This is a genomic window from Humidesulfovibrio idahonensis (assembly GCF_054657715.1).
On the sequence record NZ_BAAHYE010000002.1, the window covers coordinates 265,411 to 286,594 of the forward strand.

Consider the following 21,184-nt stretch of genomic DNA (forward strand, 5'->3'; position numbering starts at 1 on the left):
TGGTGGCCGCGATAGGAGCCGATGTACGCCACGCGGGCGGCGGTTGGCAACCCTGCGGGGGAGCGGCGCTATTGCGCGGGCTCCTGAAGGGGCAGGCCGGTGTAGAACTGGTGGAAGTCCACCGCGGCCCGGGCCTGCGCCTGCTCGCGGCGCTGGTCGAGCTCTTCCAGATTTTTGCTGGCCAGGGCCACTATCTCCGGGTCCAGGGCTTGTTCCTCGGCCATTTCCTTCAGAATGCCGAGCACCCGGACGTTGCTGAGCCCGGGGCGGTAGGGGCGGTCCTCCCGCAGGGCGGTGAACACGTCGGCCACGTTCATGATGCGCGAGCCGAAGGGCAGCGCCGCGCCGGAAATATGGTGCGGGTAGCCCTGGCCGCCTGGCTGCTCGTGGTGCTGCGAGGCCCAGGCCGTGACCTTGCCCAGGCCGGGCACGCTGGCCAGGATGGCCTCGCTGAGCTCCGGGTGGCGGCGCATGACGGCTTTCTCCGCCTCGTCCAGGGGGCCTGGCTTGTCGATGATCTCCGTGGGCACGGCCAGCTTGCCCAGGTCGTGCAGGTCGCCCGCCAGGCGCATGGCCGTCTGGTCGGCCGGGGTCATGCCCGCCTTTTCGGACAGGCACACGGCGCTTTCCGCCACCCCGCGCGAGTGCGTGGCCGTGAAGCGGCTCCGGAAGTCGATGATCTGCGAGAAGGCCGTGGAGGCCTGCATGAGCTGGGCGCGCGACATGCCGCGCGCCTGGAACTGCTCCGTATCGGCGCAGAGGGCTTCCGTGGGATTGGCGGAACGCAGCGGATCCCAGAATTCCGGGGCGCCGGCGAGGGTGCCCAGGGCCTCCATGACCTTGGGGTCGAAGTGCCCGCCGGAGCGGGTGCGCAGACGCTCCATGACCCAGGCCGGATTGATCTTCTCCTGCCGGAAGGTGAGCACGTCCACGCGGTCGGCCAGATTGAGCACGCTGGCCAGAAAGAGCTTGCGCGCGGGCTCGTCGAGGGAGCTGAAGCTTGTGTGCGGCGTGTGGTGGTGGCGCACGATGAGCGCGGCGCTCTCCAGCAGGGGGTTGGTGCGCAAAAGCCGGTAGCCCAGCTCCGCGTGGCGGCCGCCGTCGGTCTCGAAGGAGAGCGCGGCCAGCCTGCTTTGACGCGAGAAGCCGCCCACATCGTGCAGCAGGGCGGCCATGAAGAGCTCGGTGCGCTCGGCGCGGGTGGCGCCAAGCAGCTTGCCCAGGCGGGCGGCGAGGTAGGCCACGCGTTTGTGGTGGCCCACGACCTCGGGGCTCATGAGGTCCAGCGCGCCAGACAGGCTGGAGAGAAAGTCAAACAGGCGGACGGCCATGTGCTGTGCCCTTCTGCTGCCGGGTTAGAACTTCAGAATCTCCACCTGGACCTCGGCCTTGCCGCCGACCTTGTCCATGGCGCCCTTGAGGTCCATGTTCTTGATGCTTTCTTTGGCTCCGTTCGGATCCACGCGGGTCTTCTTCTCCTGTCCGGTGATGGGGTCGACGATCTTGTCCTGGCCCAGGCGCAGGTTGAGCGCGCTGTCGTTATTCGGCTGCGCGAGGGACGAGGGAACCGTCGACGGCTCGAACTGCCAGCGGGTGGCGTTCTGCGGGTCCTGCGGGTTGTTCGAGGCCGAGTAGGGGGAGAGCAGCTCCTCTTTGGTCAGCTTCGGCTTTTCCCTGCCCGGCTTTTCCTTGGCCGCTTTCGGCCTGGCCTTGGCGGCCTTGTCCGCGGCGCGGGCTTTTTTCGTCTTGGCCGCCGTTTTGGCTGTCTGCTTGGGCGCGTTGCTCGACGCGGCCTTTGCCCCGGTTTTTTGCTGTGGGGCGGGGCCGTCCTGGGCGCACGCGGCTTTCGGCCCGGGCGCCGCGAGCAGCCCGCCGGCCAGCAGGCAGCAAAGAAGGAGTTGATACGTACGTTTCATGGCGTTTCCCCGGCCCTGCCGATTGTCCACCTAACAGGCTTTACGCCTGCTCCGCATACTTCTCAAGCCTCTGCATGGCGTCTTCGAGGTTTTCCAGAGAGTTTGCGTAGGAGAAGCGCAAAAAGCCCTCCGCGCCCTGGCCGAAGTCGATGCCGGGCGTGACGCCGACGTGGGTTTTCTCAAGGATGTCGTAGGCCAGCTTGAGGGAGCTGCCGCCGAATTTCTTCGCCCAGTGCCGGGCGTTGGCCAATACGTAGAAGGCGCCGGTGGGGTCGTTGGCCACGCCCAGGCCCAGGGCCTTGAGCCGGGGCAGCAGGAATTTGCGGCGCTCGTCGTAGGTGGCCTTCATGCGCGCCACGTCGGGCGCGGCCTCCTTGAGGGCGGCGATGCCCGCATGCTGGGCCACGGAGTTGGCGGAGATGAAGAAGTTCTGACAGAGCTTCTGCATGGGGCGGATGTATTCCTTGGGCGCGATGAGATAGCCCAGCCGCCAGCCGGTCATGGCGTAGAGCTTGGAGAAGCCGTTGAGCACGAAGGCGCGCGGGCTGTATTCCAGGGCGCTGTGCTCCTTTTCGCCGTACACCAGGCCGTGGTAGATCTCGTCGCTGATGATGTGCGCGCCGCGCGCGTCGGCCAGGCGGGCGATGGCGTCCATGCGCTCGGCCGAGAGCAGGGTGCCCGTGGGGTTGGCGGGCGAGTTGAGCAGGATGGCCTTGGCGCCGTCGGCCATGGCGGCCTCGATGGCCTCTGGCCGGTACTGGAACTTGTCGTCCTCGGTGACGGGCACGCGCACCGGGCAGGCTCCGGCGAAGCGGATGAAGTTCTCGTAGCAGGCGTAGGTCGGGTCGGAGAGGATCACCGGGTCGCCCGCCTCCAAAAGGGTGGAGAAGAGCAGCAGCATGGCGGGCGAGGTGCCCTGGGTGACGATGATCTGGCCGGGGTCGATGGAGACGCCGTAGCGGGCGAAAACGTCTTCGCACAGGGCCTCTCGCAATTGCAGCAGGCCCAGGCTGTGGGTGTAGTGCGTCTCGCCGTCGGCCAGGGCCTTTTTCGCCGCTTCCTTGATGCACTCGGGCGTGTCGAAGTCCGGCTCGCCTATCTCCAGGTGGATGACCCTGTGGCCCTGCGCCTCCAGCTTGTGCGCGGCCTCCAGGATGTCCATGACCAGAAACGGGGTGATTTCGCTGGCGCGTTTGGAAACACAGACGTTCTCGTTCACTTTCGCCTCTCCTGTTTCTTAAACGGAAAAAGGGCCGGAACCAGGCTTTTTGCCCGGCTCCGGCCCCGGAAGATTCGGGCTAAAAATCGAAGTTGAGGGCCTTGCGCACGGCTTCCATGCTTTCCGCCGCGCGCGTGCGCGCCTTGGCGTTGCCCTGCTCCAGAATGTGCCACAGGCGGTCGGGGTCGGCCTCCAGGGCCTGTCTGCGCTCGTGGATGGGCGTCAGGAACCGCGTCAGCGACTCCATGAGCACCTTCTTGCAGTCCACGCAGCCCCAGCTGGCGTTGACGCAGCCCTCGCGGATCTCCGCGCACTTTTCGGGGTCGGTCAACAGCTTGTGGTAGGGGTAGAGGTTGCACACGGCCGGGTCGCCCGCGTCGCTTCTGCGCAGGCGGTTCTTGTCGGTCAGCATGCCCTTGATCTTGGGCGCGAGGTTTTCCAACGGCTCGCCCAGAGAGATGGAGTTGCCGTAGCTCTTGCTCATCTTGCGGCCGTCCAGGCCGGGCAGCTTGGCTTCCTCGGTGAGCATGGCCTTGGGCTCGGGGAAGAAGGGCTTGTCCTCGGCGCAGTAGAGGAAGTTGAAGCGCCGGGCGATCTCCCGCGTCAGCTCCAGGTGCGGCAGCTGGTCCTGGCCGACGGGCACGGCCGTGGAGCGGTAGAGGATGATGTCCGCCGCCATGAGCACCGGGTAGCCCAGGAAGCCGTAGGTGGCGAGGTCCTTCTGGCCGGCCAGTTCCGTGGCCACGTCCTTGTAAGTGGGGTTGCGCTCAAGCCAGCTCACGGGGGTGAGCATGGACAGCAGCAGGTGCAGTTCCGCGTGCTCCTTCACCTGCGACTGCTGGAAGATGATGCACTTTTCCGGGTCCAGGCCCGCGGCTATCCAGTCGATGACCAGGCCGGGCACGAAGCCCTTGACCTTCCTGGGCTCGGCGTACTCGGTGGTCAGGGCGTGCCAGTCGGCCACGAAGAACAGGCAGTCGTGCTTCTCTTGCAGGGCCAGCCAGTTGGCCAAAACGCCGAAGTGGTGGCCAAGGTGGAGCGGTCCGGTGGGCCGCATGCCGGAAACGATGCATTCTCTGTTGGCGGTCATGGCAGTGTCTTTTTGTTAGAGGTCTTAGAAGATGGAATCCATGCCCAGAAGCCCCGCGGCGGCGTCCACCACGGGAAAGAGCACGGTGCCGAACAGGCTGACGCCCGCGAAATTGCCGATGAGCAGAATGGCGATGATGACCAGCACGCCGTAGCGGCCCAGGTTGAGGTAGCGCCAGGCCAGATCCTCGGGCATCAGCCAGGCCAGTATGTTGCTGCCGTCCAGCGGGGGAATGGGCAGCAGGTTGAACGCGCCGATGAGCAGGCTGACGAACACCCCGGCCTGGGCCATGGTGATGAGCGGCACGAGCACGCGCACGGCAAGGCCTTCTGGGTCCTCCACCGGCAGGCTGAGCAGGCCGTGGAACAGCCCGGCGCAAAGCACCGCCACCAGGGCGTTGGCCGCCGGCCCCGCCAGGGAGACAAGGAGCATGCCCGTGCGCGGGTTCTTGAAGTAGCGGGAGTCCACCGGCACGGGCCGGGCCCAGCCGATGTGCGGCGGCACGAGCATGATGAGAAAGCCGAAGGGGTCCAGGTGCCGCGCGGGATTGAGCGTGATGCGCCCGGCAAGCTTGGCCGTGGGGTCGCCCAGCCAAAAGGCCACCAAACCATGCGCCGCCTCGTGGCAGGTTATGGTCAGCAAGAGCGGCACCAGAAGTGTCGTGAGTTCGCGGATGTATTGGGCGAGATCGGACATATGGGTAAGGCGGCTAGCACGAAGCGCCCGCGCGGGCAAGGGGAAAGGGGGGCGGCCGGCCCGGCAGGCCCCTGCGCCGCGGCACGCAAAAAGGCCCGGAAGACTTTCGCCTTCCGGGCCTCGAGCTCTCTGGCTCCCCGGCACGGACTTGAACCGCGAACCTAGTGATTAACAGTCACCCGCTCTGCCGATTGAGCTACCGGGGAATTGCCGCTTCATGCGGCGGAGGACTCATTACGCCGAACGGACTCGCGAGGTCAAGGATTTTTTGCGAGGAAATGCGAAGGCGGTGAAAATTGCGCCCGAATCTTTGGCTTTGACTTCATTTATCGCCGGGAGTATCTCCCGCCCTTGACTGCCCGGAGCGTATGGCATAGGCAGTCAGCGTATCCATGCGTCAAGTTCGAGACATTTTTTAGAGCCCGCACAGCCCAGGGAGACATCCGTTTTGGCCGATAACGCAAACGACAACGGCGCGGCGAAGTACGGCGCCGGGTCGCAGCACGCCGGGCGCTTCAAGCCCCTGGCCGACGCGCTCGCCGCCCGCGACGAGTATAACGACGTCCTGCGAAACCGCATCGACAAGGCTTGCGCCCTGCTCGACGCGGACCAGCAACTGTATCCGAACACCTTCCGCAAGGACACGCACATCGGCGACATCCTTTCGGCATACTCCGACTTGGACGAGGCCGCCCTGGCCGAGGTCGGCAAGGTGTTCCTCGTGGCTGGCCGCATGACCTCCCTGCGGTCCTTCGGCAAGGTGACCTTCATTAAGATGTTGGACGCCTCGGAATCCATGCAGGTTTTCGTCGCCCGCGACGAACTGGGCCAGGAAGCCTACCAGCTCTTCAAAAAACTCGACATCGGCGACATCATCGGCGTCGAGGGCGACCTGTTCCGCACCAAGACCGGCGAGCTTACCCTGCGCGCCAAGGCCGTCAGCCTGGTCACCAAGTCCATGCGCCCCCTGCCGGAGAAGTACCACGGCTTGAAGGACATGGAGATGCGCTACCGCCAGCGCTACGTGGACCTCATCGTGACGCCGAAGACCAGCGAGATTTTCCGCAAGCGCACCATGATCGTGCGCGGCCTGCGCAACTACCTCGACTCCAAGGGCTTCATGGAAGTCGAAACGCCCATGATGCAGCCCATTCCCGGCGGCGCCACGGCCAAGCCGTTCGAGACGCACCACAACGCGCTGGACATGAAGCTGTACATGCGCATCGCCCCGGAGCTGTACCTCAAGCGTCTTCTCGTGGGCGGTTTCGAGAAGGTCTACGAGATCAACCGCAACTTCCGCAACGAGGGCATCAGCACCCGGCACAACCCCGAGTTCACGATGCTTGAGTTCTACTGGGCCTATGCGGACTTCCGCGACCTGATGGACCTGACCGAGGACATGATCTCCACCATCGCCCGCGATGTGTGCGGCACGACAGTGGTGCCCTACCAGGGCAACGAGATCGACCTGACGCCGGGCAAGTGGACGCGCCTGAGCTTCCACGACTCCATTGAGAAGATCGGCGGCGTCTCCCCGGAAGACTACAACGACTATGACCGCTGCGCCGCCATCGTGCGCAAGAGCGGAGAAAAGGTCATCAAGGGCGAGAAGCTGGGCAAGCTTCAGGCCAAGCTGTTCGACATCCTGGTGGAGCCCAAGCTCATCCAGCCGCACTTCATTTATCATTACCCCACGGACATTTCGCCCTTGTCGCGCCGCAACGAAGAGAACCCGGACATCACCGACCGCTTCGAGCTCTTCATGGTCGGCCGCGAGCTTGGCAACGCCTTCAGCGAATTGAACGACCCCGTGGACCAGCGCGGCCGCTTCGAGGAGCAGGTGAAGGAGAAGGCCGCCGGCGACGACGAGGCGCATTTCATGGACGAGGACTACGTGCGCGCCCTTGAATACGGCATGCCCCCGGCCGCGGGCCAGGGCGTCGGCATCGACCGGCTCGTCATGCTTTTGACCGATTCCGCCTCCATCCGCGAGGTCATCCTGTTCCCGCTGCTGCGGCCCGAGACGGCCCAGAACGCGGGCAACACAGCCGTGGCCGCACCGGCCGCCGGTCCTGCATGAACTTCGAATTCTTCGTCGCCCTGCGCTATATCTTCGCGCTGCGCAAGCAGTCGTTCATCGGGGTGATCTCGCTCTTCGCCGTGTGCGGCGTGGCCCTCGGCGTGGCCGCGCTCATCGTGGTCATCGGCGTCATGAACGGCTTCACCAAGGACCTGCGCGACAAGATCCTGGGCGTCAACGCCCATGTCATCGTCAGCGCCTTCACCGGCGGCATCCGCGACTACCAGAAGGTCTCCGACATTTGCCGCACCGTGCCCGGGGTCAAGGGCGTCACGCCCTTCGTCTACTCCGAGGTCATGCTCTCCACCAACGGCGGCGTGAAGGGCGTGGTGCTGCGCGGCATCGACCCCGGCACCTCCGAGCAGGTGCTGAGCCTCTCCAAGGACATGGTCGCCGGCAGCGTGGCCGACCTGGCCGAGAAGGACGGCCTGCCCGGCGTGGTCATCGGCGCGGAGATGGCCAAGCGCCTCGGCCTCACCGTGGGCGGCATGGTGAACCTGCTTTCGCCCACGGGCACGCAGAGCTCCGTCGGGTTCACGCCCAAGATCCGCGTGTTCCGCGTGGCGGGCATCTTCCGCACCGGCATGTTCGAGTACGACGCCACCCTGGGCTACGTGACCGTGGACGCGGCGCGCAACCTGCTGGGCTTCAAGGACGACATCGTCACCGGGCTGGAGATCCGCCTGGCCGACGTGTACAAGGCGGGCGAGGTGAGCGAGCTTCTGCGCTCCAAGCTGCACGAGTACCCGGTCTACGTGCGCAACTGGCAGGAGATGAACGCCAACCTCTTTGCCGCGCTGGAGCTGGAAAAAACCGCCCTGTTCATTATTTTGACGATGATCGTGCTGGTGGGCTCCTTCAGCATAGTCACCATGCTCGTCATGCTGGTGATGCAGAAGACCAAGGACATCGCCGTGCTCATGAGCCTTGGCGCGGACGAGAACATGGTCCGCCGCATCTTCATGTACCAGGGCAGCTTCATCGGCGTGGTGGGCACGGCCCTGGGCTACGGCATCGGCGTGCCCGTGGCCCTGCTGCTCAAAAAATATCAATTCATCAAGCTGCCTAGCGATGTGTACCCGGTGGACTACCTGCCCGTGCGGCTGGAGGCCCTGGACCTGACGCTCATCGGCGTGGCCGCCCTCGCCCTGTGTTTCCTGTCCACCTTGTACCCGGCCAGAAGAGCCGCGTCCCTCAAACCATCGGACGCCTTGCGTTATGAGTAAAGAGCCGCTATATCTCCTGAACAAGGTTGGCAAGGAATTTGCTGGACCCGCTGAGCGCCTTACCGTGCTGGCAGGGATAGACCTGACCGTCATGCCCGGCGAATCCATCGCCATTTGCGGCACTTCGGGTTCGGGCAAGACGACCCTGCTGCATCTGCTCGGCACCTTGGACTCCCCCACGAGCGGCAACATCTTCTTCATGGGGCAGGACATAGGCAAGTTCGACAACAGGCGCAGGGCCGCGCTCCGCAACAAGGACATCGGGTTCGTCTTCCAGTTCCACCACCTGTTGTCGGAGTTCACGACCCTGGAGAACGTCGCCATGCCCGGCCTTGTGGCCGGGAAGTCCCGGGAGGAATCCCTGGAGCTGGCCCGCGAGGCCTTGATGATGGTGGGGCTTGGCAAACGGATGGAGTTCACGGTGACGACCCTTTCCGGCGGCGAACGCCAGCGGGCGGCCATCGCAAGAGCCATCCTCCTGCGGCCCAAGGCCCTCTTGGCCGACGAGCCCACCGGAAACCTGGACGAAAAGACGGGAAAGATGATTGGCGAACTCCTGGTGTCTCTGAACAGGGACTTGGGGATGACATTCGTGGTCGTAACGCATAACATGGAACTGGCGGGCGTCATGGGACGGCGGCTGGAGTTGCGTTCGGGAGTACTCTATGCCCAGGGGTAGGAAGATCAAATTTCTCGCTTTGGCGGCATGCGCCGTCGCGCTGGCTGTTTTCGCCGCGCCCCGGTCCTTTCAGGCCGCCGTCACCTCGCCGCGCGAAGTGACGGTCTTGGTGCTGCCGTTCGAGGTGAACGCCGGCGACGACCTGAAATATCTGCGCCAGGGCTTGCAGGACATGCTGTCCGACCGCCTGCGCGACGCCGGTTTCTCCGTGGTCTCGCGCGAGGCGCTGGACAAGGCGCTGGCCTCCAAGGGGCTCAAGGCCTCCGATCCCCGCGCCGCCAAGGAAGCAGCGCTTTTGACGAGCGCCACCTACGTCATTACGGGCAGCTTCAGCCAGTTGGGCGAAACCCTGTCCCTGGACACCCGCGTCATCGATCCTTTCGGCCTCAAGCCGCCCGTGCCCGTGTCCGTCAGCAAGGACGGCCTCATCAACCTCATGCCCGCCGTGGACGAACTGGTGGGCAAGATGAAGGGCGACCTGCTGGGGCTCGACCGCATCACCGACATCGACGTGGAGGGCACCGTCGCCCTTGACCGCGAAGTGGTGCTCATGCGCCTGACGACCAAGAAGGGCGATCCCATCGACCTCAAGGCCATCGACACCGACGTGAAGGCCGTCTTCGACCTGGGATACTTCGACGACGTGAAGGCCGTTCTGCGCAGCGGCTCCGGCGGCAAGAAGATGATCATCAAGGTCGTGGAGAAGCCGCGCATCCTGGCTCTCGGCGTCAAAGGCGCCAAGGAGTACAAGTCCGAGGACATCCTCAAGGTGGCCAACTCCAAGAAGGGCGCGGTGCTGAACCCCAAGGTCCTGGCCGAGGACATCGCCGCCATCCGCGAGATGTACCGCAAGGACGGCTACTACAACGCCAAGATCACCCACGAGATCGAGAGCGCCGGGCAGGGCCAGGCGCGGCTCAACTTCGTCATCGACGAGGGCAAGAAGCTCTACATCAAGAAGATCGTCATCCAGGGCGCCAAGCAGCTGCCCGAGGGCGAACTCAAGGACGAGCTCTCCATCAAGGAGCGCGGCATGTTCTCCTGGATCACCCAGGGCGGCGTGCTGAAAGAGGAACTGCTCGAGCGCGACAGCTCCGCCCTGGCCGCGTATTACAACAACCGCGGCTTCATCGACGCCAAGGTGAGCGCGCCCGAGGTCACCGTTCAGGAAGACGGCATCGTCGTCACCTTCAACGTGCAGGAGGGCGAGCGCTTCCGCGTCGAGTCCGTGCACATCGAGGGCGACCTCATAGCCGATCCGCCCAAGCTGCTCGCCCTGACCAAGATGAATGAGGCCGCGGCCAAGAAGGACTACCTGGACCGCTCGCTGGTGCGCGAGGACATCAAGGCCCTCACCGACTACTACAACAACTTCGGCTACGCCTACGCGGAAGCCAACGTGCGCATCAACGACCATCCGCAGGAAAAGACCCTGGACATCACCTACGTGATGCGCAAACTGCAGCGCGTGCACATCCGCCGCGTGCTGGTCGAGGGCAACACCAAGACCCGCGACAACGTCATCCTGCGCGAAATGCGCCTGGGCGACGGCGACCTGTTCAACGGCGAGAAGCTGAAACGCTCCAGCGAACGTCTGGACAAGCTCGGGTACTTCTCGAATGTGGACATCGAGCCCGTGCCCACGGGCAGCCCGGACGAGATGGACCTGAAGATCAAGGTCAAGGACAAGGACACCGGCAAGGTCGGCGGCGGCGTGGGCTACTCCACATACGACTCCGTGTACCTGGCCGCGTCCATCGACGAATCCAACCTGTTCGGCAAGGGCTGGTCCACCGGCCTGCACGGGCAGTGGGGCGCCAAGAAGACGGCTTATACCTTCACGGCCATGAACCCCCGCTGGGACGACAGCAACCTCGGCGTCGGCATGCAGCTCTTTGACAAGAAGGAAGACTACGTCACCTTCAACCGCGACTCCATGGGCGGCATCATGAACTTCTCCTACCCGTTGGGAGAGTACACCAGCCTGCTGTGGAACTACCGCCTGGAAAACTACAAGATCTACGACGTCGACACGTCGAGCGCTTCGCAGCTGGTCATCGACGCCATGGGCACCCACCTGGCGAGCGTTCTCGGCGGCAGCATCGTGCGCGACACCACCAACGGCGGCTCCGCCAAGGTGCCCACCGACGGCACGGTGAACACCTTCACGGTCATGTACGGCGGCGGCGTCCTCGGCGGCAGCGACCATTTCATCAAGACCATTTTCGACTCCGGCTGGTATCATCCCGTCGTGGGCGACCTCGTCTTCCACTGGCGCGGACAGGCCGGTTGGGTCGGGCAGAACAGCAGCGGCGACTCCATCCCCGTGGCCGAGCGTTTCGCCCTTGGCGGCAACGGCACCATCCGCGGCTACTCCACGCGTAAGATCACGCCTCTTGATAGCACGGGGGCTGCGGTCTACGGCGACAAGGAAGCCTTCACCAACCTGGAGCTGCTCTATCCTTTGAGCAAGAAGATGGGCATTTACGGATCGACCTTCTTTGACGCCGGTAATACGTGGAAGGAAGGCGAGATGTGGTTCAGCAATCCGAAGCGCGGCGGCATTGCAGCGCCTTCGATCGGGTTGTATAAGAGCGTCGGTGTCGGGCTCATGTGGTACTCGCCCATGGGACCGCTCAAGATCGAATACGGCCATGGTCTGGACAATCTTTATGACGGCAGCAACAACAAGGTCGAGTTCAACATGGGGCAGACCTTCTAGTCCCACGGTCCGGGCGATCCCGGTCCGGCATTCCGCGGCCGACCCCCGCACGCACAAAACGGCTTCAACACACGTTGAAAGGAGATATTCACATGCGTAAGTTCCTGGCAGTCGCCCTGTTCCTCCTGCTCCTGCAGTCCGTCGCCCTGGCCGCCGGTCCGGCCAAGGTCGGCATCTTCGACCCCGAGGAAGTCCTGCGCACTTCCGAGCCCGGCCAGGAGGCCATCAAGCAGTTTGAAGCCAAGATGAAGCCCGACAGCGAGCGCATCGAAAAGCAGCAGAAGGACTTCCTCAAAATGCAGGAGGACTTCCAGAAGCAGGCTTTCGCCCTGGCCCCGGAAGCCCGCCAGGACAAAGAGCGTGAACTGCGCCGCAAGGAGTTCGAACTCTCCGAGGCCGTGCGCATGTTCCAGAACGCCGCCAACCGCGAGAAGAGCATCAAGCTGAACGAGATCCTCAAGGTCCTGAACGAGGCCGTCTCCGACTACTCCGGCAAGAACGGCTACACCATCGTCATGGCCAAGACCCAGGGCATTATCTACTACACCGACCCCGCCTGCGACATCACCAAGGCCGTGACCTCCGAATTGAACCGGGCCTGGAAGTCGCGCAAGAAGAAGTAGGGGAGCCTCATTTTATGCGTTTGTCCGAAGTGGCCGGAAAGGTCGGTTTGACCTTTTCCGGCCACGACATTGAAGTGCGCGGGGTGAACACCCTTGTGCGCGCGGGCGCGGGCGACATCGCCCCGCTGCTTTCCCGCAAGTACCTGCCCCAGCTTGGCGAGACCCAGGCCGGGGCCGTCTTGTGCGAGGCCGCCCACGCGCCGGAAGGCCGTTCCTGCCTCATCGCCACCAATCCCAAGCTCGACTGGGCGCGGGTTGTGGCGCTTTTCGCCAAGCCGCAGGGTTGCCTGACGGGCGTGAGCCCCCAGGCCTTCATCCACCCGGAGGCCCAGCTCGCCGAGGGCGTCACCGTGTATCCCTTCGCCTTTGTGGGTGCGCGGGCCAAAGTCGGCGCCGGGTCCACGCTGTTTCCCGGCGTGTATGTGGGCGAGGACTGCGAAGTCGGCCCGGGCGCGACGCTGTATCCGAACTGCGTGCTCATGGCGGGCACGGTTTTGGGGCAGGGCGTCACCATCCACGCGGGCGCCGTGCTCGGCAGCGACGGCTACGGCTACGCCCAGTCTCCGGCGGGCCACGTCAAGGTGCCGCAGGTGGGCAACGTGGTCATCGGCGATGATGTCGAGATCGGGGCCAACACGGCCATAGACCGCGCGGCGCTGGAGTCCACCAAAGTGGGCGACGGCACCAAGATCGACAACCTCGTGCAGATCGCCCACAATGTGGAGACGGGCAAGCATTGCCTCATCATCTCGCAGGTGGGCATAGCGGGCAGCACCAAGCTGGGCAACGGCGTTGTGCTGGCCGGTCAGGCTGGCCTGCGCGACAATATTTCCCTTGGCGATGGCGTGCAGGTGGCCGCGCAGAGCGGCGTGGGCCACGACCTGCCGCCGGGCTCCATCGCCGGCGGTTCGCCCAGCATGGACGCGGGCACCTACCTCAAGGTGTCGCTCTCCCTGCCCAAGCTGCCCGAACTCATGCGCCGCGTGAAGCGGCTGGAAAAGGCCGCCGAGGCCTCGGAGGAGACTGGCCGTGAGTAATGAGATGCCCCTCGACATCCAGCGCATTCTGGGCATGCTGCCCCACCGCTACCCCTTTCTTTTGGTGGACCGCGTGCTCGAACTCGAGCCCGGCGTGAGCATCAAGGCTTACAAGAACGTCACCTTCAACGAGAATTTCTTCCAGGGGCACTTCCCCGGCCAGCCCATCATGCCCGGCGTGCTCATCATGGAGGCCCTGGCCCAGGCCGGCGGCATCTTCGTGGTGCAGAGCCTCGGTATCGACGCTGGAGAAAAGCTCTTTTTGTTCGCCGGAATACAGGAGGCGAAGTTCCGCCGTCCCGTGGTGCCCGGCGACCAGCTGATGCTTGAAGCCAAAGTGCTGCGCCGTAAAATGAACATTTGGAAAATGCAGGGCATCGCCACGGTCGACGGCCAGGTCGCGGCCGAGGGCGTGTTCTCCGCCGCTGTTGTGGACAAGGGGAAAATGTAGTGACGACCACGATCCATCCTACCGCCGTCGTGCATCCGGGCGCCAAGCTCGGCGCGGACGTGCGGGTCGGCGCTTACTGCGTCATCGAAGAAAAGGTCGAGATCGGCGACGGCTCGATTCTTGACGCGTTCTCGCAGGTCAAGAACTACACCACCATGGGCGCGGGCAACCACATCCATTCCTATGCCTGCCTGGGCGACGAGCCCCAGCACCTCGGCTTCAAGGGCGAGGAGACCTGGGTGCGCATCGGCGAGCAGAACCATTTCCGCGAATTCGTCACCGTGCACCGGGGCACCCCCCAGGGCCACCTGGAGACGCGCATCGGCTCGCACTGCCTGTTCATGGCCTATGCCCACGTGGCGCACGACTGCATCATCGGCAACAACGTCACCGTGGCCAACGCCGTGAGCATGGCCGGACATGTCGAGATCGGCGACTTCGCCATCGTCTCCGGCATGGCGGCGGTGCAGCAGTTCGCGCGCATCGGCGAATACGCCTTCCTGGGCGGCCTTTCGGGCTACAGCAACGACGTGCCGCCCTACATGCTGGCCCAGGGCACCCGCGGCAAGCTCTATGGCCCGAATCTCATCGGGCTCAAGCGCCGGGGCTTTTCCAGCGCCAGCATCGGGGCCATCAAAAAAGCCTACCGCATCATCTTCCGCTCCGGACTCATGCGCGAGGAAGCCTTGCAGAAGGCCCTGGCCGACCTGCCCGACGTGCCCGAGGTCATCCGCCTGGTGGAGTTCATCCGCAGCACCGTGCGCGGCATCACCACCGATGCCGGGCGCAGCTCGTCCGGTGGCGAGGACTAGCACCGCCTTGCGTCCCAAGGCGGCGGGACGGCGCACACCATGAACGCAGCACTGGAGCACCGCACCAAGGTCATCGGACTCATCGCCGGGGGGCGTCAGTTCCCCGTGCTCGTGGCCCAGGGCGTCAAGGCGCAGGGCCACCGCCTCATCGTGGCCGGGTTCACCGGGCACACCAATCCCGAAGTCTACCCCCTGGCCGACGCCTGGCGCGAGCTCAAGCTGGGCCAGTTGGCCAAGCTCCTCGACTTTCTGAAAGAGAACAAGGTGGAGCAGGTCGTCATGGCCGGCACCATCCACAAGCCCGGCGTCATGGACATCCGCCACTTCGACGCGCGCGCGGTCAAGATCCTCTTCTCCCTCAAGGCCAAGGGCGACGACGCCATCCTGCGCGCCGTCTCCGGCGTGCTGGAGGAGGAAGGCATGGAGCTTGTGCCTCCCCAGAGCTACGCCCAGGGGCTGCTGACGCCCGCGGGCGTGCTGACGCGCCGCGCCCCGGACGAGCGCGAGTGGGCCGATTTGCGCGCAGGAGCCCGCCTGGCGCGCGAAATGGGCCGGCTGGACATCGGCCAGTGCGTTGTGCTGCGCGAGGGCATAGTGGCCGCGGTGGAGGCCCTGGAGGGCACGGACGCGGCCATCCGCAGGGGCTGCGAGCTGGGCGGGGCGGGGTGCGTGGCCGTGAAGGTCATGAAGCCCGGCCAGGAGGAGCGCGTGGATCTGCCGAGCGTGGGCCCGGACACTGTGCGCGTGCTTTCCAAGGGCAAGGGCGTGTGCCTTGGCGTGGAGGCCGGCAAGAGTCTTTTCTTCGACATGGAGACCACGCTTGAGATTGCCGACCGCTATGGCGTGGCCATCGTCGGGCTTACAAAGGACGACCTCGGCGGGTAACCTCCCTGCGTCATAGCGCCGGTGCCGCTTGCCGGGCCACGCTAAAGTCGCTATGCCTTACCCGGGCGCCGGAACAAAACGGGCCCTGCGGCCGGACCGGAATTTCCCGCAGCCGACGCACACCGCAATGAGGCCCATGCGCAAGAGACTTCTCCTCATCCTGCTGTGCTGCCTGGGCGTTTTCGCCTTGGCCGCCGGCTCCGCCGTTTGGTGGGCCTCCAGCTACATGCGCACGCCGGAGTTCCGGCACGAACTGGCGCAGATGATCCACGAGGCCACCGGCCGTGAAGTGCGGCTTGCGGGCGACCTCACCATCAGCGTGTTTCCCTGGTTCGGCCTCAGGGCCGATGGCGTGAGCCTGGGCAACGACCCGGCCTTCGGCGAAACGCCGCTGCTCACTGCGGAAACCCTCAGCGCGCACATCAAGGTGCTGCCGCTGTTCAAAAAACATCTCGTGTTCGACACGGTGGAGTTGGGCGAGGCCGCCCTGGTGCTGACCATGGACCATGAGGGCCGGGGCAACTGGGAAGGTCTGGTGGAACACCTGAGCGCCCAGGAAAACGCCAGCGAGCGCGCCGACAGCTTCTTCCACAAGATCACCCTGCGCGGCATCCGCCTCGTCAACAGCCAGGCCCGGCTCGACGACCTGAAGCACAACCACAGCTACATCACCACCGGGCTCACCCTGCGCACCGGGCACATCGAATCCGGCAAGGCGCTGCCCTTCACCGTCTCCACGGATTTCTTCTGGCCGCGGCCGGAGCTTTCCGCCCACCTTGAGGGCACGGGCAAGCTGCACTGGAGCAAGGCCGACCCGGAACCGTTGTTCACCGAGACCCAGGTCAAGGGCGAGATCAGCGGGCCCTGGCTGCCCAAGAGCGCGCCCAAGGCCGCCATTTCCACCGTGCTCACCCTTGAGGGCGGCGGCAAGGATCTTGTGCTCTCGGACGTGCGTTTGCGGCTCATCGGCGCGGACGTGAGCGGCGATATCACCTTCTTCGACGTCACCGAGATGTTCCGCCTGGGCGCCAAGCTCAAGATCGGCCGCTTCAGCCCGCGTTTGGTCATCAACGCCTACTGGCCCGGCACCATCGCCCACGATCACGTCGGCGCCATGACCACGGCGGAGGGGCCGCTGAACATCAACGCCGACGTGAACCAGCTGGTGTTCGAGACGCCAGGCCTGAGCGCGGACAACGCGCACTTCAAGGGCAAGGTGCGCATGGGGTTCGAGGACGACGCCGTTTCCGGGCTGAGCTTCGACCTGAGCGCGGACAAGCTCGACGTGGACGCGGACATTGCGGCCTTCACGTCAAACGCCACCAGCACGCCCGTTGTTGTGGGCGACCTGCCCCTGACCTACCTGTGCCGCGTCAAGGGCGAGGGCCGCATCAAGGCGGAGGTGCTGAAGCTCGCCGGGGTGACCGGGCAGGGCGCGGAGATCGCCTGGCAGGCCGGCGGCGGCACGCACAAGGCGCAGCTCAAGCAGTTGAAGGCCCAGGGCGGCGCCATCGCCGCGGACATTTCGGCCAGCTTCGCCCCGGGCAAGCCCGCCCTGCGGCCCACGGCGGAACTGCCCGGGCCCACGGTGCTCGGCTGGTCCGGCAATTTGCGCATGGACGGCGTGGACGCGCGGCAGGTGTCCTGGCTCAACAAGGCCGGGGTGGCCACCAGCGGCCGCATGGACCTGCGCGCCAGGGCCGAGGCCAAGCCCGCGCCTGCGCCCGCAACGGCCAAGCTCGGCGTCGTGGCGCGCCGCGCCGCGGGCGAAGTCTCGGCCACCCTCGGGGCCTCGCAGCTCGACATCTCTCCCGATGCGGGCCAGCCCAAGACCGCGCCCCGGCGCATGCTGTTCTCCTCGCTCTCGGCCCAGGGGCGCTTTGCCCCGGCCCCAGCGGGCGATGCCGAATGGGCCGTGCAGCTGGACGGCGGGTTCTCCGCCGTGGGCACCAAGCCGCTGCTCAATCTGGACGCCAAGGTTTCCGGTCTTGCGCGCAGCCAGCAGGGCCGCGTGACCTTGACCGGCGCCGCGGCCAGCGGCCGCCTCAAGGGCTGGTTTTTGCCCAAACGCGAGAACGAGGCCAGCTTCTCCGGCAAGGGCAGCATGGACTTCGCCTCCCAGAGCCTCAACCTCAGCGCGGCCACGGTGCAGACCTGCGGCCTCACCCTTTCCGGACCGCTGACGGGCACAAAGGTGCTGGGCGCGAACTATTCCCTCGCCGGGCGCATACGCTGCCCGGACGGCGACCCCAAGCGCGTGCTCACGGCCCTGGAAGTCAAGGTGCCCAAGTCCTCGGACAAGCGCGCGCTGCAGCGCGTGAGCGGCGAGGCGGACATGACCCTGACGGCCAAGGGGCTCAACCTGACGAACATTGCGGCGCAGCTGGACGACATGCCCCTGCGCGGCTCATACTCCATGCAGAATTTCGACGCGCCCCGGCACACGGTTTCGCTTGCGGGCGGCAACTTCGACCTGGACCGCTACCTGCCCGCGCCGGAAACGCCCAAGCGCGGCGTGAAGCCGGAGCGCCCGGCCCCGGAGGCGCTGCCCGTGGAGGCGCTGCGCGAGCTGAACATGGACGGCAACTTCGCCCTGCGCAGCTTCAAGTACCGCGGGCTCACCACGCGCGACTTCAAGACCACCATGAGCGCGCATGGCGGCTCGCTGCTGATGAAGCCCCTGGGCGGCAACTTCTACGGGGGCACACTCTCCGGCGAGTTCTCGGCCCAGGTGGTGGCGGGCGGCATGCAAACCCGGCTGGCCCTGGCGGCCAAGGACTTTCAGCTCGGGCCCTTCATGCTGGGCTGGGCGGGCAAGGAGGTCGCCACGGGCAAGGCCGACCTGTTCTTCGACCTGACCGGCGTGGGCGCCACGGACACGGACATTCTGCGCACCCTTGAGGGGCTCGGCTCCTTCAAGGTCCTCAACGGCTCCTATGTGACGACATCATCCAGCGCAGAGGCCGCCGCAGCCGCCGCCCCGCCCAGCGCGCCGCCCACAGGCAAGCACGGCGTCAGCCTGGCGCCCCAGCACGTTGCGCAAAAGCGACCGGGCTCGCAGTTCTCCCAGGCCTCGGCGCGGCTCAAGGTGAAGCAGGGCGTGTTCGCCAGCGATGACTTCCGCATGGACGGCCCGAACATGGTCGTCACGGGCAAGGGCCGCTTCAGCCCGGCCGAGGACACCATCAACGTGAGCCTGACGGCCAACATGCCCGGCATGCCGGACGTGCCCATGCGGGTGTTCGGCCGGCTCAAGGACCCGGAGATGGAGATCTCCACGGGCGCGCTCATCGGCAATACCATCAAGGAGATTTTGGGCATACCCCTCAAGCCCATAAAGTTCTTCAAGGATCTGCTGTTCTAAGCGCAGCGGTCGCAGCGCAGCGGGCTCTTCGCAGAGCTCGGCGCAGACGTTTCAGCGCGTCGGACACAGCAGGGCAGGCGCATAATCACAGGCGGGTGCAGACATGGCGAAGCAAGGTTTCAAGGGTGTGCGGGGGGCGCTGGAGCGCCACTTCCGGCAGAACATCTGGGCCAAGGATTCCGACCAGGCGAGCGGCGCGCACAGGGGCGTCTTCGCCCTGTCGCGGCTCATCTACATGGTCTCCACGGGCTTTCTGGCCGACCACTGCATCATCCGGGCCTCGGCGCTCACCTTCATCACCATCTTGTCCATCGTGCCGCTTTTGGCCGTGGCCTTCTCCATTTCCAAGGGCTTTGGCCTGCAGAACGCCGATTTCTTCCGCGACTTCCTCATGGGCGTTTCGGCCGGGCGCGCGGAGGTGGTGGACAAGATCCTGCAGTACATCGGCAACACCAACGTCAAAACCCTGGGCTGGATCGGCGTGGGCACGCTGCTCGTCACGGTGTTCACCACCGTGGGCAATGTGGAGCGCGCCTTCAACTCCATATGGGGCGTGAAAAAAGGCCGCACGAGCTGGCGCAAGTTCACGGACTTCTTCTCCATCATCGTCATCTGCCCCATCATCGTCCTGGTGGCGGCCAGCTTCACCGTGGCCGTGCAAAAGCTCGATCTCGTGCACGAGTTCGTCAGCAATCCCGGCTACGACGGCCTGGAAAAGTTCATCCTCAAGGTCATCTCCCTGGCCCTGGTGTGGGTGGGCTTCACCTTTGTGTACGCCTTCGTGCCCAACACCAAGGTCAAGCTCAGGTCCGCCGTGGCGGGCGGCATCGTGGCCGGCACCATGTGGCAGTCGGCCCAGTGGTTCTACATCCACTGGCAGATCGGCTTCACGAAATACAACGCCATTTACGGCAGTTTCGCGCAGTTGCCCCTGTTCCTGGTCTGGCTGTACATCAGCTGGATCATCGTGCTCGTGGGCGCGGAGGTCTCCTACGCGGTGCAGCACCTGGGCGCCTTTGTGCGCCGGGGGCTTTCGGAGAACATGAGCCCGCTCTCGCGCCAGAAGGTGGCCGTGGCGGCGCTCACGCACATCGAGGCGCGGTTCGCCGCCGGGCTTTCGCCCCTGTCCGGGGCGGAGCTTGCCCGCGCGCTGCACCTGCCGGAGGATGTGGTCATGGAGACCCTGGCGGCCCTGGCCGAGGTGGGGCTGACCGTGCCCCTGGGCGAGGAGGACGAGCGAGGCTACGGCCTGGCCGTGGCGGCGCAGAACATCCGCCTGGCCGATGTCGTCGCGGTCATCGAGAACTGCGGCGACGGCCTGAGCTGCAGCACGGTGCTGGAGTCGAGCGTTGATCCGCTGTTTGCGGCCTTTGCCGAGGCCGTGCGCCAAAGCCCGGCCAACGTGAGCCTGGCCGAGTATGCGCAAAGCGAAGCCGAAGCCCTGCGCACCGAGGCGGCCCGGGCGCAGGAACTGGAGCGCATACGCGCCAAGAATGTGGGATAGTGGAGTAAATTAATAAGAAAACGGGAATTTGCGTCCGTCTTTCTCGTAGCATTTGCTCTTGTCGAAATCGAATTCCAACAGTTCCATGTCGTGCTGCTTTCTGGGCTTGCGCGCCAAGCGGAAGGACACAAGGCCCAGCACAAACACGCCACCGAGGACCCAAAGGGAAAGTTCCAGCATGTTCATCCTTCTTGCGCGCAACGGTAAAGACGCGCACGCTGGCCCAATACACCCCAGGCATGGTGGTCTGTCAAGCTTCGTAAACCGACAGGGTTTTGCATTCCCGCATTGACAGAAATGCCGGGCATTCCATAAGAGGCACCACATGCGCGCAAAAAATGATTCCTCGGACTGGCAGACACCGCACCAGGCGTTCACCGCCTATCTTCAGGAGCACCGCCTGAAGATAACCCCGCAACGCCGGCTGATTCTGGACATCTTTCTGCTCGAGCCCGGCCATGTCTCCAGCGAGGAGCTTTACGCCAAGGTGAAGCGCCGCGACGGCTCCATCGGCCAGGCAACCGTGTACCGCACCCTCAAGCTGCTGGCCGGCTGCGGTTTGGCCGAGGCCGTGAGCTTCGCCGACGGCATCACCCGCTACGAGCCGCACTTCGGCGCGGAGCACCACGACCATCTCATCTGCGAGACCTGCGGCCGCAACATCGAGATCATGGACCCGGTCATCGAAAGCCGCCAGGAAGAGCTTGCCGCCAAGTACGGCTTCCGCCTGGAGCGCCACAAGATGGATCTGTACGGGGTGTGCCCGGCCTGCCAGAACAAGGCCTAGATTCGTCCAGCCCCGTGCCCTCCCGCTTTTGCCGCGTCCGCACCTGAAGCGCCCGGAGCATCCGACACGTCCGACACATGCGGCGCGCCGGCC

General features: G+C 65.1%; 18 protein-coding genes and 1 tRNA gene. 12 read left to right on the forward strand and 7 right to left on the reverse strand.

What is annotated here, in order from left to right:
• Positions 1-68: 68 nt before the first annotated feature.
• From ACYQ4W_RS01470 to ACYQ4W_RS01495, 6 genes are all read right to left on the reverse strand, one after another.
• The gene (locus ACYQ4W_RS01470) at positions 69-1,331 is read right to left on the reverse strand and encodes an HD-GYP domain-containing protein (RefSeq protein ID WP_459852023.1); all 1,263 of its coding nucleotides are present in this window, start codon (positions 1,329-1,331) and stop codon (positions 69-71) included.
• 24 nt (positions 1,332-1,355) lie between these two features.
• Entirely contained in the window at positions 1,356-1,916 is a 561-nt protein-coding gene (locus tag ACYQ4W_RS01475) for a hypothetical protein (protein ID WP_459852025.1), read from the reverse strand.
• 40 nt (positions 1,917-1,956) lie between these two features.
• Entirely contained in the window at positions 1,957-3,078 is a 1,122-nt protein-coding gene (locus ACYQ4W_RS01480; RefSeq protein ID WP_459854418.1) for a pyridoxal phosphate-dependent aminotransferase, read from the reverse strand.
• 136 nt (positions 3,079-3,214) lie between these two features.
• Entirely contained in the window at positions 3,215-4,225 is a 1,011-nt protein-coding gene (gene trpS / locus ACYQ4W_RS01485; RefSeq protein ID WP_459852027.1) for a tryptophan--tRNA ligase, read from the reverse strand.
• A gap of 24 nt (positions 4,226-4,249) precedes the next feature.
• Positions 4,250-4,921 (reverse strand): site-2 protease family protein, encoded by a 672-nt coding sequence (locus tag ACYQ4W_RS01490; RefSeq protein ID WP_459852029.1) that lies wholly within the window; start codon positions 4,919-4,921, stop codon positions 4,250-4,252.
• A 130-nt stretch (positions 4,922-5,051) separates the two neighbouring features.
• Positions 5,052-5,127: transfer RNA gene (locus tag ACYQ4W_RS01495), tRNA-Asn, on the reverse strand.
• A gap of 317 nt (positions 5,128-5,444) precedes the next feature.
• Between ACYQ4W_RS01495 and lysS the strand changes: the two genes are divergently transcribed.
• The 11 genes from lysS (at position 5,445) to ACYQ4W_RS01550 (ending at position 20,304) form a co-directional block, all read left to right on the forward strand.
• Positions 5,445-7,001, forward strand: a complete 1,557-nt coding sequence (gene lysS / locus ACYQ4W_RS01500; protein WP_459854421.1) for a lysine--tRNA ligase — start codon at positions 5,445-5,447, stop codon at positions 6,999-7,001.
• Entirely contained in the window at positions 6,998-8,227 is a 1,230-nt protein-coding gene (locus ACYQ4W_RS01505; protein ID WP_459852031.1) for a lipoprotein-releasing ABC transporter permease subunit, read from the forward strand. The genes lysS and ACYQ4W_RS01505 overlap by 4 nt, the downstream gene beginning before the upstream one ends.
• On the forward strand, positions 8,220-8,906 hold the full coding sequence (locus ACYQ4W_RS01510) for an ABC transporter ATP-binding protein (RefSeq protein WP_459852033.1): 687 nt from the start codon (positions 8,220-8,222) through the stop codon (positions 8,904-8,906). Before ACYQ4W_RS01505 ends, ACYQ4W_RS01510 begins: the two co-directional genes overlap by 8 nt.
• On the forward strand, positions 8,893-11,628 hold the full coding sequence (bamA, locus tag ACYQ4W_RS01515; RefSeq protein WP_459852035.1) for an outer membrane protein assembly factor BamA: 2,736 nt from the start codon (positions 8,893-8,895) through the stop codon (positions 11,626-11,628). Before ACYQ4W_RS01510 ends, bamA begins: the two co-directional genes overlap by 14 nt.
• A 92-nt stretch (positions 11,629-11,720) precedes the next feature.
• The gene (locus ACYQ4W_RS01520; RefSeq protein ID WP_459852037.1) at positions 11,721-12,251 is read left to right on the forward strand and encodes an OmpH/Skp family outer membrane protein; all 531 of its coding nucleotides are present in this window, start codon (positions 11,721-11,723) and stop codon (positions 12,249-12,251) included.
• Positions 12,252-12,265: 14 nt separating this feature from the next.
• Entirely contained in the window at positions 12,266-13,288 is a 1,023-nt protein-coding gene (gene lpxD, locus ACYQ4W_RS01525) for a UDP-3-O-(3-hydroxymyristoyl)glucosamine N-acyltransferase (RefSeq protein WP_459852039.1), read from the forward strand.
• Between the two features lie 4 nt (positions 13,289-13,292).
• Positions 13,293-13,739: a 3-hydroxyacyl-ACP dehydratase FabZ gene (gene fabZ, locus ACYQ4W_RS01530; protein ID WP_459854423.1), complete on the forward strand. Its 447-nt coding sequence runs from the start codon at positions 13,293-13,295 to the stop codon at positions 13,737-13,739.
• Positions 13,739-14,551, forward strand: coding sequence for an acyl-ACP--UDP-N-acetylglucosamine O-acyltransferase (gene lpxA, locus ACYQ4W_RS01535; RefSeq protein ID WP_459852041.1), 813 nt, complete (start codon positions 13,739-13,741; stop codon positions 14,549-14,551). Before fabZ ends, lpxA begins: the two co-directional genes overlap by 1 nt.
• Before the next feature lie 39 nt (positions 14,552-14,590).
• A complete protein-coding gene (locus ACYQ4W_RS01540; RefSeq protein ID WP_459852043.1) occupies positions 14,591-15,436 on the forward strand; it encodes an LpxI family protein in 846 nt (281 codons plus the stop codon).
• A gap of 136 nt (positions 15,437-15,572) precedes the next feature.
• Positions 15,573-18,800 carry an AsmA family protein gene (locus tag ACYQ4W_RS01545; protein ID WP_459852045.1) on the forward strand — a complete coding sequence of 1,076 codons (3,228 nt, stop codon included), beginning with the start codon at positions 15,573-15,575 and terminating at the stop codon, positions 18,798-18,800.
• 103 nt (positions 18,801-18,903) lie between these two features.
• On the forward strand, positions 18,904-20,304 hold the full coding sequence (locus tag ACYQ4W_RS01550; RefSeq protein WP_459852047.1) for a YhjD/YihY/BrkB family envelope integrity protein: 1,401 nt from the start codon (positions 18,904-18,906) through the stop codon (positions 20,302-20,304).
• Between the two features lie 9 nt (positions 20,305-20,313).
• Here ACYQ4W_RS01550 and ACYQ4W_RS01555 read toward each other — a convergent pair whose 3' ends face one another.
• Positions 20,314-20,484, reverse strand: coding sequence for a hypothetical protein (locus tag ACYQ4W_RS01555; protein WP_459852049.1), 171 nt, complete (start codon positions 20,482-20,484; stop codon positions 20,314-20,316).
• Positions 20,485-20,629: 145 nt separating this feature from the next.
• On the opposite strand from ACYQ4W_RS01555, the gene ACYQ4W_RS01560 reads away from it, so the two are divergent.
• A complete protein-coding gene (locus tag ACYQ4W_RS01560) occupies positions 20,630-21,091 on the forward strand; it encodes a Fur family transcriptional regulator (protein ID WP_459852051.1) in 462 nt (153 codons plus the stop codon).
• The last annotated feature ends 93 nt before the right edge of the window (positions 21,092-21,184 follow it).